The organism is Chitinophaga sp. Ak27 (assembly GCF_012726295.1).
In the GTDB taxonomy this organism is placed as follows: domain Bacteria; phylum Bacteroidota; class Bacteroidia; order Chitinophagales; family Chitinophagaceae; genus Chitinophaga.
This window is the reverse complement of the sequence record NZ_JABAOB010000007.1, coordinates 296,378-309,713: the sequence shown is the minus strand read 5'-3', so window position 1 is coordinate 309,713 and position 13,336 is coordinate 296,378. Positions and strand designations below refer to the sequence as shown.

Annotated in this window: 14 protein-coding genes; 3 read left to right on the top strand and 11 right to left on the bottom strand. The window is 44.0% G+C overall.

Going from position 1 to position 13,336, the window contains the following annotated elements; translation table 11 throughout:
• Window positions 1-492: 492 nt before the first annotated feature.
• Window positions 493-1,797, bottom strand: a complete 1,305-nt coding sequence (locus tag HGH90_RS23435) for a toll/interleukin-1 receptor domain-containing protein (protein WP_169192003.1) — start codon at window positions 1,795-1,797, stop codon at window positions 493-495.
• Between the two features lie 183 nt (window positions 1,798-1,980).
• Between HGH90_RS23435 and HGH90_RS23430 the strand changes: the two genes are divergently transcribed.
• Together HGH90_RS23430 and HGH90_RS23425 are read left to right on the top strand one after the other, a co-directional pair.
• Window positions 1,981-2,808: a DapH/DapD/GlmU-related protein gene (locus tag HGH90_RS23430; RefSeq protein WP_169192002.1), complete on the top strand. Its 828-nt coding sequence runs from the start codon at window positions 1,981-1,983 to the stop codon at window positions 2,806-2,808.
• Between the two features lie 544 nt (window positions 2,809-3,352).
• Window positions 3,353-3,919, top strand: a complete 567-nt coding sequence (locus HGH90_RS23425) for a hypothetical protein (RefSeq protein ID WP_169192001.1) — start codon at window positions 3,353-3,355, stop codon at window positions 3,917-3,919.
• Between the two features lie 102 nt (window positions 3,920-4,021).
• Here the strand turns inward: HGH90_RS23425 and mobC are convergent, their stop codons facing one another.
• From mobC to HGH90_RS23405, 4 genes are all read right to left on the bottom strand, one after another.
• Window positions 4,022-6,004: a conjugal transfer protein MobC gene (mobC, locus tag HGH90_RS23420; protein ID WP_169192000.1), complete on the bottom strand. Its 1,983-nt coding sequence runs from the start codon at window positions 6,002-6,004 to the stop codon at window positions 4,022-4,024.
• Between the two features lie 11 nt (window positions 6,005-6,015).
• The gene (locus HGH90_RS23415) at window positions 6,016-7,332 is read right to left on the bottom strand and encodes a relaxase/mobilization nuclease domain-containing protein (protein WP_169191999.1); all 1,317 of its coding nucleotides are present in this window, start codon (window positions 7,330-7,332) and stop codon (window positions 6,016-6,018) included.
• Window positions 7,317-7,706: a plasmid mobilization protein gene (locus HGH90_RS23410; protein ID WP_169191998.1), complete on the bottom strand. Its 390-nt coding sequence runs from the start codon at window positions 7,704-7,706 to the stop codon at window positions 7,317-7,319. The genes HGH90_RS23415 and HGH90_RS23410 overlap by 16 nt, the downstream gene beginning before the upstream one ends.
• A 185-nt stretch (window positions 7,707-7,891) precedes the next feature.
• The gene (locus tag HGH90_RS23405; protein WP_169191997.1) at window positions 7,892-8,833 is read right to left on the bottom strand and encodes a toprim domain-containing protein; all 942 of its coding nucleotides are present in this window, start codon (window positions 8,831-8,833) and stop codon (window positions 7,892-7,894) included.
• Between the two features lie 149 nt (window positions 8,834-8,982).
• On the opposite strand from HGH90_RS23405, the gene HGH90_RS23400 reads away from it, so the two are divergent.
• Window positions 8,983-9,249, top strand: a complete 267-nt coding sequence (locus HGH90_RS23400; RefSeq protein ID WP_169191996.1) for a hypothetical protein — start codon at window positions 8,983-8,985, stop codon at window positions 9,247-9,249.
• 391 nt (window positions 9,250-9,640) lie between these two features.
• On the opposite strand, the gene HGH90_RS23395 is transcribed toward HGH90_RS23400, so the two are convergent.
• From HGH90_RS23395 to HGH90_RS23370, 6 genes are all read right to left on the bottom strand, one after another.
• Entirely contained in the window at window positions 9,641-9,925 is a 285-nt protein-coding gene (locus HGH90_RS23395) for a DUF2622 domain-containing protein (protein ID WP_169191995.1), read from the bottom strand.
• A gap of 323 nt (window positions 9,926-10,248) precedes the next feature.
• Window positions 10,249-10,500, bottom strand: coding sequence for a hypothetical protein (locus tag HGH90_RS23390; RefSeq protein ID WP_169191994.1), 252 nt, complete (start codon window positions 10,498-10,500; stop codon window positions 10,249-10,251).
• Between the two features lie 4 nt (window positions 10,501-10,504).
• Window positions 10,505-10,708 carry a hypothetical protein gene (locus HGH90_RS23385; RefSeq protein WP_169191993.1) on the bottom strand — a complete coding sequence of 68 codons (204 nt, stop codon included), beginning with the start codon at window positions 10,706-10,708 and terminating at the stop codon, window positions 10,505-10,507.
• A 49-nt stretch (window positions 10,709-10,757) separates the two neighbouring features.
• A complete protein-coding gene (locus HGH90_RS23380) occupies window positions 10,758-11,741 on the bottom strand; it encodes a DUF932 domain-containing protein (protein ID WP_317166170.1) in 984 nt (327 codons plus the stop codon).
• A gap of 128 nt (window positions 11,742-11,869) precedes the next feature.
• Window positions 11,870-12,388, bottom strand: a complete 519-nt coding sequence (locus HGH90_RS23375) for a hypothetical protein (RefSeq protein ID WP_169191991.1) — start codon at window positions 12,386-12,388, stop codon at window positions 11,870-11,872.
• A 321-nt stretch (window positions 12,389-12,709) separates the two neighbouring features.
• On the bottom strand, window positions 12,710-13,180 hold the full coding sequence (locus HGH90_RS23370; protein WP_169191990.1) for a JAB domain-containing protein: 471 nt from the start codon (window positions 13,178-13,180) through the stop codon (window positions 12,710-12,712).
• Window positions 13,181-13,336: the final 156 nt, after the last annotated feature.

The window sequence follows — 13,336 nt, the reverse complement described above, 5'->3', positions numbered from 1 at the left end:
TGTAGCCAGCATCAGGAGTCAAGTGGTTTGATACTTTAATAACGAGTCAAGTGGTTTCGATAGATCAGTCAAAAAAATTGTGCGATGGAACAATGCCGGAACTAAAGCCTGTTGGTGTAAAGTTGTGTCTTATTTTAGGGCAATGCGTTAATCAAATGTTAATAGCTGGCAAGTTAACGACGAAATTAATCATCCAGAAGGCCTGCTGCTTCCGGTTCCTATTTTAAAAATACGACATTTCCCCAATATAAATATCGTTATGAAGTATAACCCTCTCAGGCTAAGGAGGCTGAATTAATACTAATATTTTTAACATTAAATACTAATATTTTTAGTATTCTTGTGCTTGATAAGGTCAACGAAATGAAAAGCAGTGAAATCAGAAATATTGTGCACTTAGATTTGGACCGTTTTTCGGAGTAAGGTCGGCCAGGCCAACCAGAAAGGCAAAAGGACCTTGCCCTAAATAATGCTGTCTAGGCACAGGAATTGTCACCCCCTATTTAGGATTTTTCCAATTACCCCATAAGGTAATTTATAGTCGTGATGTGTTATTCCATTTTCATTGATCAATAGAATCTCCATACAATCACTAACCTTATTGCTTTTTTCAACCTCCGGTTGAGGTACTATGATCAAATGGCTTGGGAATTCAAATTTATCTGTACGTAGTAAATCATATTCGGTAATCTCGGGGATGTCACCGTCAGTAACCTTTTTGTAGTCTTTAGGTCCTCCGAAATTTAGGGTATTATTAACTGCATAGGTTTTAAATTCTTCTAATTCCTGATACGTGAAGCCCCTTATATCATCAACCGCTTCTTCATCCAAGTCGAATCTATACCATTCTATCAGTACTGGTTGATGGTTCGGTATGCGGTTAAATTTAAAATGAATTAGGTTGGTTTGAAGGGCATACCTTTCTATAGAATAGTTAGCGTTTACGTTCATGGCAGGCTGTTCAGGTTTGATTGGGCTGCTTGGTTCGATATTAAACTCCGGAATAGGGACTGGCTTAAAAATTGGCATTTCGGCGGCTACTTCTGCAAAAACATATTTAGGTTGTCCGGTTAATTTTCTCATTAACGTCTCCATTCCACTAGAGGCAGATACATCTACAACATCGTAACCTTGTAACGCAAAGGGAATAATGGAAGCCTGGCGCCCTTTAAAGCTGACGAGGATATATTTATTTGGCTGGGCCTCCATATCATTGATCAGCAGTTTAAACTCTGTACCCACACCACCTTCAAATTGATCTGCTTTAATTTTATACTTTTCAGAAAGGACCACCACTACCTTGTCATATTGCATGGCTTTTACCATCATTTCCTTAAAATTAGGTGCAGTATACCTTTGGCTGATTATTTGATCTATTTCTGCATGAAACCCGTTCTTCCTTAAATGATTGGTGAAGGACAGCACTTTTAATTGATCTTCTTCTTCTCCCCAGGCATAGGAAATAAATACTTTAGACACATTAAGTTCAGTTGGATGGGCAGGTGCTAAGGTTATTATTTCTTGTTTTTCTTTGGCCTGTTCCTTTTTACGATAAAGACCTCCAAAACCTCCCCGCTCCAGGAATTGTAAAGTTTCAAAGGAATAAGCCAGGTATTGTGAACCGATCACCCGTACCACGCGGCTAACCATCAATTGGCGATGAAGTGACTGGGCCTCATTGAAATCAATAGGCTCCTTAATAAGGATTTCCTGTATGGTATGCGCATTGATATTAATCCTTTCTGGATGGATCACGATAAACTCCAGAATCTGGTTGAGCTTTTGATGGTCATTCATATTGGGCGTTAATTGCTGCTCAATATACTAAAATTTTAATACTGAAATATTCGGCCATCGGATCGTTACCTTTGGGAAAGGTGTCAGCCAATCCCAACCCAAAAGGGAAAAATGGCTTAACGATCGATTAACGCTTGGAGAATTTCCAGCACTTAACTTCACTGTTCAAATAATGACAACCATATGCAGACGCGCGAAGTTTTCTTGTTGATTGACGACACCTGGAAAAAATTCCGATTGAAAGATAAGGAATTGAAACGGCAGCAAATCCAGATTGCACAAACCGCAATTTTAGGAGAAGGATTACATGTACTTCCCCAGGTCACCATAGGTGAAAAGGCGCTGATCGAAAAAAATGTGATTATCGGAAAAGGAGTTTACATCGGAGACCGCGCCATCATCGGATATAATGTTAAAATTGGATTTCACACTAAAATAGGCCAAGGGAGCGTCATCGGGAATCATGTACAACTTGGCAACTACGTTGAAATCGAAGGAAAATGTAAACTAAGTGAGGTGGTTTCGGTATGTGACAGGGCTTATTTACAATTCGGGGTGCAGTTAGGACCCAATGTAATAGTCAGTAACAGAGCCAATATTGGATCGGAAACAAAAGTTAAAAGCGATGTATCCATCGGCGCCGATTGCGTAATTGGAGAAGCATGTAGCATTGGAGTATTCAGTGTCATAGCCGCCTGTTCTAGAATCCAAAACCAGGTCATTATTGGAAAACATGTTTTGATTGATTCCTATTCCAATATTGGCCCTGGTGTAAGAATACCATCTAAAACAAGAATAAAAGCCAATGAAGTCATTAAAAATCCTGGACCCAATAACTTGATTCATCTTGAAGACTGTGGAATGATGGAGGATTTTGGGGATCTGGAAGACCTGGAAGATCAGGCGATGCTCATTTATAGGTATGAGAAAGCGGAAGCTCATTGTGATTTAGGAGCGTTTTATCTCAACGGAAATTGGGAAAAGGGAGAAAAAAAACAGCATCAAAATTAAAGCACGGCAAGTCAATAGGCTCCTATTATGAATAGTACCCAAAAATTTTACAGCTTTGTTAAGCAGTTGTTAGGCAGTTGTTAACCCTCTTTGCTTCACGATCATTCAACAAGCGGCCTTAATAAAACCGATAAACTTGCGACGGATTTCGAAAAAGTCAGTTTATCATAAGGCCGTTGATTCTTCTTCGGCCATCATGATAGGCTACCACACCAAACCCAAATTATGCAAATGAATCGCGTTAAATCAGTATGCACCATTCTGAGTATCATTGTAACCATGCACTGGCATCTGCTCCATCATGTTCGTAGCTTACCCTCATCGATGAATCCCATAGAATCCGCCTGGAAAAATACCAGGGAGAATTACCCTTTGTCGGTTCTACTGGATAACAGGAGCGGTTTTTCGATACCTTTTGTAGGAATTGCAGATGAACAGGTCTACCTTACCCTATTCCCCGGAACGTTGTTTTAATTCGGACGCCAGAAGTACAATCTAAAGAATGAAATAACCACTTGCTCACAAATTAAAAGCATTACGCCTTATGAAACTGCCATGGACCAGAAGGGACATGAAGCCCTTCCGCACCTGTAAAACCTTCGAGGAATTCCTTATCAAATTAACCCAGGGTCACCGCGACGTGGGAGAAATGTCAGCAGAACACGAAGCCAAAAACCATTATGATCGTGCTGTGAAGCACAGCGAAAGAACGGATATGCAATGGGTCGACGCAGAACCTGATATACAATCCCTGGTTAGATCCTATAATAGGGTTTTCAAAACAGTAAATAAGGGAGAAGAATTCCTGGTACTCACCAGAAAGAAAGGTTTCCTTCTGGGATTTGATCGCAACTTGGAGAAGGTCAGTAATATCTTTAAGCATAACTTCCCGACTTTTAACATCCAAGAATTGAATGACCTGTTTACTAGAGCTGAGAGTTATTATGCTGGGTATATTGTAAAATACGCAGGAATGCGTCTGGAGTTTTCTATGGCTGTTAAAGGCAGGTATGGCTTAGCTGCTTATTCTCATATAACAAAGCCACACATTGTCAGCTGGATCCAACACCCTTTAGTTGATTTTATGGAGACAGAACCTCCAGCTAAATGATGCTGCCAGCAATCTTAAACCTTTGCCCCAGGCTTCTTTTGCTCCTACCACTGGAGGCTGAAAGGTAAAGGTTTCTTTGCACAAAGGTCTGAATTGAACAGACTATTTCCGGATCACTAAATGCTCCAGCTCGGGGTCATTGAGCATCCTGGCGATCTCTGAGGACACCAGATCTGCCACCTCCTGCTTAATCCGCAAATAGTTTTCATTCACCATTTGCGGGGTCACCTCGCGGATCACCGGAATCGGCTGATAGGCTTTTTCTTCTGCATTGATGGCTTCAAAATCCGCCATCACCGTACAATGAAAGGCTTTAAGGGGAAGCTTCTGATCGGGCAGATCCGCTAAGGTTCCCACAAATTCGCCGGAGGACAGCATGGCGATCTTGCTGGCCGGCACAGCATATTCCAGCTGTTTGCTGTTGGAGAAACTCACCTCCTGGCCGATGCTATGGCTCTGGCGATCCTGCATGATCTTGCCGATTCGTTCAGATACCTGCTTGGCACTGTCTCCAGTGACCTGTCCGGAAACAATATTGCCGACAATACTGGTGATCACGTCGGCCTGTTCTTTGCCATATTCCTTGGTCATCTGCTGGAGACTCTGGACCCCTAGTACACAGGAAATGAGGGAACTTCTGCCTGTAGATATGGTACTGGTCAGGTCTGCGCTGATGGTGGGGTATTCATCGAAAATCAGCATGGAAGGCAGCTTGCCCTTCTTATTGATGATCTTCAAAAGACGGTTGATGTATAGGGATAAAACGGCGCCATAGGTTTGTATTTTCTGAGGATTGTTTCCAAGGCACAGGATCTTGGGATGATCGGGGTTGTTGATGTCCAGGCTAAAATCATTACCGGAAAGCACATAATACAGCTGGGGAGAAGAAAGCCTGGCCAGGGCGATCTTGGCACTCGCCAATTGTCCTTCCAGCTGTTCCATGACATCATTGAGATAGGCTTGAATGAAGGGATTAATGAGCGCGTGAATGGTTTCTTCCAGGCGCAGGATGGAAAATAAATTGTCATATTCCACCTGGAGCAATTCGATGGCATGGGGAAGCGTACAGTATTTTCCATCCTTATATTTTCTCAGGAACCAAATAATAGCAGAGACGAAATTGATTGGGGACTCGACAAAAAAATCACCCTGCCGGGTCTGCCATTGCTTGTTTAATCCCAGCAGAATGGTTCGCGCCGACTCACTGGCATCGGTGATATCGATCATGCCCAGGGGATCAAACACATTCCCCCTATTGGTCCTGGAGAGGTCATCGAAGTTGATAAAAATACACTCGGATTTAGCCTTATACTTATGCTTGTTCTTCAGCCAATAGTTATAAGCGATCAAGGAGAGGTCCGGGAACTTGAAATCATAGACCAGCTGGACATATGGGGACTTTTTTTCAAGGCTTTGGCGGATAAATTCACGAAAAAAATAGGCAGATTTTCCGCTGCCAGGGCTGCCAAGGATGATCGTGGACCTAAAATTCGCCACAAAATTCAATACCGAAGCCCTGATGCGGCCCTTGTATTTATACTGCGCATGGATATTGATACTGTAGGGATTTTCAAGGAGCCGTTCTTCCTGGGGAAAGGTTTCACTCTCTGCATTAAAGATGTCATCAGCCAGTTGGTTCGTAATGATCCTGCTTAACCAGGTGCCACCGGTGAGCATCAGCAGGTACCCTGTGAAGGTGATCCCGGTATAGAACAGCGTAATCGTAACGATCTTCCAGGGTTGCAGCAACAGAAAATAGGAACAGAAATAAAGGATTAGCCCAGAGAGGATATATTTCCAGGCTTTTCTCAAAGTCAGCTTGGGGCTTTTGCGTCCCCTGGTGCCCAGCACAGAAATGGCCAGAAAGCACAGGGCAAATAGTTTCGATTTATGGAAGAAGCTAAACAGACCCGTTCTGGAAATATGGACCAGTAACCTGTCGGTAAAGGCAGTGATCAGATGCCATTCTAAGAAAGCACCGTAAAAAAAATAATAGATATGCAATACCAAAAGGGTAATGCTGATCAAACGAGTCATGTCCAGGATCTTGCGTAAAGCCTGTTCGTTTTCACCTGTATGGGCCATCACATTTGGGATTAAGGGTTATCGGGTTGTTGTTTTTTCTTCTTTTTTTTCTTTCTTGCGCGCAGTGGATACGGCACCGGATCGTAGATCATTTCAGGCCCGATGAGCTCCTCCATCAGGGTCGTGACAACGGAAATGGTATCCTGTGCAGGTGTGGGTGTCCCCAGCTCAGGAGGTTGGAAAGGCGGATTATGGTGATGATCAAAACGGGATGGTTGTTGCATGGCCTGCTGAGCAGATACCGCGCAGCGTTCTAAAACCGCTTTAGCACTATAGTTTGTTCCAAGGTCAGCACCCTTGAATACACATTTATTCACCAGGTCAACATAAGTCAGCCCATAGATCCGGTCCTGATTTCGGTGGATCACCAGACGGATCTTATCTTTTTGTAAGTCTCTGGTAAGACCAGTAAGACTGTCCTGGCGTACCTTTTTCAGCGAAAGATCAATGGCATTTTTAACCCTGGTTCGTTCTTCTGCCGTAAAATGGCAATGATCCTTAAATCGCTTTTCCAGGAAGGAAAGTGTCGGCTTGGACCAGATATGACTGGCTGGAATCTGTATACCTAGCGGCTTTCCCGTGGGACTGAGCGCCCTGTATACCAGGCCTCTGTTTTTATAAATCCTGGAGTTTTCACTGCCCCGTTCTGCGCGGATATGATAGCCTTCCAGGACGGCATTTAAGGAAGCCAGCGAAGCATATTTGTACCGGGTCAACACCCAGTCCAGCACATTGACGATTTGCCTTTTGGTGGCGGCCTGACCATAATGTACCTTGGCGGCATCCACTGGCGGCAGGCGGAAGAAGTCCCGTTTATGCTGCTGGGCTTCCACCAGGCCAAACTTTTTTTCCAGCATTAACCGCGCTTTATTGGACGCATTAGCCCCTATTTTGTAGGTATTAATTAAAGTCCCATCAGGGCGGGTACGCAGGGTTACAATATGCAAATGGGGATGCCCGGCATCATGGTGTTGATACACCAGGTAGGGTTGCCCGCCAAAGCCAATAGCGTCCATATATTCCCCAGCGATCTGTTTCAGCAGGGCTTCAGAAAGTTTTTCCCCAGGGGCGAAATTCAGCGAAATATGAAGGCTGTTCTTTTTCACTGTAGGCCGCTTTTCAGCGGTTTTCAGAAGCATATTCAGCCGCTGCTGGCGGTTCATGGCTTCCAGATCCATGGGGTAATTGGCAGCTAAGAGCAATACAGCAGCAGGCTTGAGCGTCACTTTTCCCTTTTCATCCACCGCCTCAATCAGGGCATCAACCTTATGCTCGTTGTAATAAAAGGTACGCCTGATGGAGGCTCCGGCCTTTACGACTGCAACCATATTCCAGCCGTTTTATGAATAAACTCCTTGATGTTTTGGATGTCTGCAACCAGCTTTGCGCGGTCCGCCTGGTATCCGGACAACCACTTGTGGATGTGCTGATGGTGCTTGTTGGTGTGCAGGACATGGATAGCCTGGTTAAAGTTATTGGCCACTCCGTTGAGGTCTTTGATCAGTTTACTGAACTCGATCATCAGGGCATCGGCAGTAAGGTTACGGTAGCCGCCGATCATAGGTTTTCGGAGAAAAACCTTGCGGGCATACACGCTGATCTTGCGCTCGGTGGTGCTTTTAAATTGTTGCTCCAGTAGCCTATACTCTTCAGCGGTGAGGCGCAAATGCAACCAGTGGGTTCTTTTTTGGGGTGCTGTCATCACAATTTCCTTTTCACATCATCAATCATTAAACTCGATCAACCGCCCCGACTTGGGAGGATAGGCGGTCAAAAAATCAACCGTTGTATCACAACGGAACATCTGGCAGGTTCGAGCGAAGCCAGAGAACCTCCGCTAGAAAAATAAGCATCTGCCCTGGATGCTATTTTCTTAAAAGAAGGGGATCAGGGAGAAAGGCGGTTGGAATTTTTAACCCGCCTACCGAATTGACAGATCATGTCATTGAAATCTTCATAACCTTGATAAATTAGGCTTTTATCCTGGTAGATAGCAGGTTGACTTTGGATGGCTTTTTGGGTGACCCGCTGGCCTGGCCCGTTGCGATCCAAAAACAAATTGGCCTGGGGGTAAGTCTCTAAAATGGTGCGGGCGGATTCAAAGAAAACCAGGCTGTTGAGGACCATGATATCCTGCTTCGGTACAGATCCAGCTGGAACATAGGTCATGTAGGAAAGAAAGTTAAAATACCCTTCGAATACAGAAATCTCTGATGCCGGGGGATCGGCAACAAAGGTGGTAAATCCTTTTGGGGAAGAACTCCCTTTGAACCGGGGACGACGCAATTCAAATCCACCGAAGTTATTTTTAAATCCAATGGCAAATTGAGGTTTACCGTCACCAATTTTGAAAACCACTTCCCGGCAATACTGGTCTGCAATCCGAAAGGGAATCCGGCGCTCCTTGATGTAGGCTAATAGTGCGGGATGAGATAAGGACTTATCCTCCAGGATGATTACCTTATTGGCTTCTTCCTGGGCTTGCGCTTTGCGCTCCTGGGGCGTTAACCGGGGAAGGTCTATCCTTCCTTCCAGCTTGGCCAAAAACTCGCCAACGGTACATCCGTGAAAGCGTACGCCAAAATCGATGAGATTTCCGCCTGAACATTTCTTGCCCTTTAAATCGGCTTCCATATCCCCGAAATCGGCCCAGATGTTTTTACCACGATCCACCTTAAAACTGGGGGTCTTTTCATTCCGGAATGGCGAGAGATACCAAAACACATTCCGCTTCACATACTTGGGCTCAATGCCCAGGGTAGCTAAGTAATTCACCAGGTCATACTGCCTGGCCTCGGCGCAGGTCAGTCTTGTTTCGTTGTTTCCCATAACTCACAATTTCAATTTCACAAAAACGGTGATACAAAACTAGACAGGTATAGCCGAATTTCCTCAACCTAGCAGATTTTTTGAATAGGTTAAACTCTCGGCTTACCCCTATTTTTACAAGGTGAAATTGAACCTAAAAAAATGTGCGTATGATGACCAACAGTGAAAAAGTCCAAATGTTTGAATTGCTCATGAGTACACCTGAATGGGCGGGAAATGTGAAACTCCCGGCCACGGCTGGCCGGAAAGTAGTCTTGCTGCTAGCCCTTTTGATTGACAAGGGCATCAAAGAAAAATCGGAGGTCTTTACCCTATTCCCCGATGGCCTGTCCGGGGATCTGCAAACCTTCATCCAGGAATGCCTGGAGAAAGCAGGACTGAAAATGACCTATGACATGGTGAAAGCCTTGAAGTAAGCCGAGCAAAATGAAAACAGGGTTACATCCATTGCCGGATGCAACCCTGTTTCATAAGGTCAAGACCAATACTTAACCACCCTTCGTTTCAAGCCTTATTTTTCGATTAAGTACCCGAATAAGGCATTGGTGTTCCGCTTGGTACTTTAAGGCCCCAATTGGCTTAAAATAGACCCAAAAAGAAGATATAAAATCAAAGATTCCAGCCTCTAATTACGGTTTAGGAATTTGACTAAGGCTAACAATCTCATTTTTTACCAATGTATTTGCGGAAAGCAGTACAATACGATAGCTGTTGTCCATGAGAAACATTTTGAGGCACTTAATATTACATTATAGGCCTCTCGCTAGAAGAGGCCTTGGGATTGTTAACAGGTACTGGACGACAAAGTTAATTTGCAACAGTAAGACCGAACCATTTTCTACCTGCTGATTCAGTAACTAGCACTGCATACTTTCTACCAGTTTTGAAGGCGGCTGCCTTTGCAGCAGAAAGGACGGAATCCAACGTAGCATTACCAGAGTCAAAATTGTACTCTGCTGGTGGTAAATAATACTCCTTATTTTCGGAAAAAATGCTTCGTGTAAACCCTTCCTTTTCCATTTCATCGTGAAGGGTTTCATAGTCATCTTCATTCCCATCGTGCAATTCAACACGCGCGGTAAATTTTGCCATAATTTTAAGTTTAGGGCATAGAGGATGCAATTATAATGCAAGCATATAAGGAATGACAAAACGACATATGAGATCGATTTCAAACCGATAATCTCTTTGGTAAAATGGCAGATTCTTAATTTTTTATAAATCTCTCAGTATAAATTTTAGCGGATAAGGTTAGGTTAAGCTGGTTTATCAAAACCATAATTTAATTATAGATTAGCTCCATTGAATATAAATCCTTCAGAAAGGATCAGTTCTAGGGTTCTGCATTATTCAAAGGCGGCCCGCCCCCTGCAAGGGGCGGGCCGATTTTTTTTAAACCGGCAACTTCTCAAGCCCTAATGGTGATTATACCAGACCAGGAGCAGAAAGAACAGGCCAAATAAAATCAGCATCCGGGACAACAGAATGGCGAGCCATTCCAGTACGCCAATGACCAGCGCCCCAAAAAAAGGCAAAGGGCTTCGCTGAGTAATACCGATAAAGCGGTTATAACGCCGGCGGGCAATGAAGGCCCATAGAACCACCCCTAAAAAAATCGCAATGCCGGCATACCATTGCACGTCATATAATCCTAAAAATGTTCTCATGATATTAGATTTTTGTTTCACCATCATGGACCTGTTTTAAGTTCACAAGCTTTTGATATAAATCCGTCCAGTATAAATAAAGAGCCTCGGATAAATCACCTTTACCGTAATTCACGTATCGGTACGCCTTAAATTTTTCAGCCTGTGCTATAGCCTCGTCAATATTGGTGACCTCGATGGTCATCCCGTGTAAATCAAGAATTTTCATAAAAGAGGAAAGTTTAAAAGCAGCCCTTTAGGGGGCTGCAGATATAGAATCAGTTAAGCGCATCGGCACCGTACCGGGCGAAATCATTGCACAGTTTAAAGCAGTCCAGGCTTTTGGTATAAGCATCCCCGCCAAAAAGAATGGACTTGGCTTTTTCCTCGCTGGATTTATAGGCCTTTACATTTTGAAAATAGCCGGTAACAGCATTGTAGGCTCCGAATACAGTACCTTTTGTGGTATCCAATAATTGAGATTCAGTCCCCATGGCATAGCTAAAGACTGTATCCACAATATTGTTCATATAGGTTGACTGTATAAATTCCTGTTCCAAGCGAATTTTATCAATAGTTTCCTTATTTGAAGTCATGGCAAGCCGGATCAGCTTTTTAACTTCGTGATCCCTGATTCGTGTTTTTGACCAGTGGGTAAATAACTCCTGCTTGGAGCTGGCGCTCTTACGGCTAAATCCGAGTACTTTATCAGCAAGTTTCAAACGGGATTCAGCATTCAGGGTATGCTTAATTTTCAGGGTATTGCTTTTATCCTTTAGCGCATGATTTAAGGTATTGCCACAGACCACCCGAATATCAGTAGGTGTTAGTGTAAGCGCAGAACTACCATCGTGGGAATTGGAAAGCAGCAAATATTTTTTGATCACATCATCGCTATTCCCGATACGAATATAATCAGGTAATAAAGCAGTAATGAAAATCCGCTCCCCATTACCCAGGGCACCAGCTGTTTCATATTTAATGCCTGTGTGCTCACCAATAAGGGAATCAAAGAAGTCAAAGGCCTCTCCGTTTTGAATGATTTTATATTTGTGTCCTACATGATCACCCAAAACCTGCATGGAATCCGTCCTGTAGGTAAAGAAACTCTCTTTTGACGTTCTATTTGGCCCTACTGGCAGGATTTGGGTATTGGGTCTTTTTTCTACCCTGTAGTCTAGCCCCGCGAATTGTATGGCTTCGGCGCTGGTCGGATAGTCTTCCACGATTTGGCCAAGCCCATGCCATGCAGGAAGATTCACGGCAAAAAAGCTGTGTTTTTCAGTAAGGAGATTATAATTGATATTTGATGACATAACGAAAGGGTTTAGTGATTCAATAAGAAAAAAGTATCCCGCAAGAACTGCGGGACACCGGGAAACATAGCGGCTTAAAAGTTTTGAGCCAGTTCTAAAATTTGTTTCTTTAATTCATCTTCCTTGATGCTAAAGGTGTCAAAGAGGAAAGCCACAACAAGGGCGATCACCCTTTTATTAGTCAGGGTATAGCGATTGCCTTGCTTGTCCCGGATGTCAAGGGAACAACCATTCCAATCCGCTTCTACCTCTTCTTCCTCGTCGCTATCAGTCCGTTGAAGCTGAAAAAGAGTAAGGGCCTGTTTGTCCTCGGCAAGTCTGTTGAGGTATTGCTTTTTGCCGTTCATTTCCTCTACCTTTTTACTCACTTCCTCCAAGTTGAACACGCGCCCCATACTTTCCCGCAAATGTTGCTTGTAATACGGGTCCCCGGGTTTTGGGCCATCGGGGTTGTTGCCCTCTTGCCCTTCGGTCAAATCTGTGCTTAGGATTTCGCTGGCCGGAGTGGTGGCCTGTTCGGTTGATGTAGTACCTCCTTTGATAAAAGTGGCTTCTTGTCCTTCGTTGGTCTGTGGGATTCTTAACTTTTTCATGATGTTGAATTTTTTATATTTAAAAATTTTGTTTTGGTCTTTCCCTTTTTTTGCCCCGCCTTTTTTGTGGCACGTGGGAAAAGACAAATCAAGTGTATGGGGAGGGGGCAAATAAGGCGCTGGTAAGTCCCGAAGGGTGGCATTCCGGTCGCCGGAATGCCATTAAGGAGGCGCCGTTTTGAACGCTCCACATACCTTCGATTTGGCTGCTTTATCCACGGCTACAAAAAAGGTGGGGTAAAAAAACAGTGTCCCGAAGGGACCAGGAAGCTCAGGGTAAAAGGCAAGATGAACCATAAATGGCGGAGCAAAAAAAAGGGGCTAGATCAGCCCCTGGTCAGCGAAAGAATAGTAAGAATCAGCAGTTAAAATGATATGGTCTAAGAGGGCTATACCCAACAGTAAACCCGCTTCTTTAATTTTTTGAGTCAGACGAAGATCCGGCTGACTGGGATTTAAGCTGCCGGAGGGGTGATTGTGGGTAATGATCATTTTTGCAGCATTGACCTTCAGCGCTGTGGCAAATAAGACTTTCAAATCAACGATAATTTCGCATGTGCCTCCGCTGGAAACCTGGAAGATTCCAATTAGACGGTTTCCACGAGTGAAGAACGCGACCTTAAACTCTTCGATAAATTGCAGTTTTCCGGGGTCCCAGGAAGCTCTTAACAACTTTGCGCAGCTATTGCTATCATTGATTAGAGGACGATCAGCTATCTTGAAAGCGGGCTTATATGAAACGGAGATTTCGTTTACCTGGTAACCATCAGTTAAGGTCATTTTACTTTCCATAATTTCTAATTTTAAGTTGAAGAATGAATTATGGAAGTCGCTCCGGTAAAGGGGGAGCAAGCCCAAAAAGCAACGCAAATTAAGGAGGGCCCTTGCGGGCGGGGCCAGTGTTCATTGCGGAATTTTTTGGGCGCCCCGAACCCCTTTACCGAACTT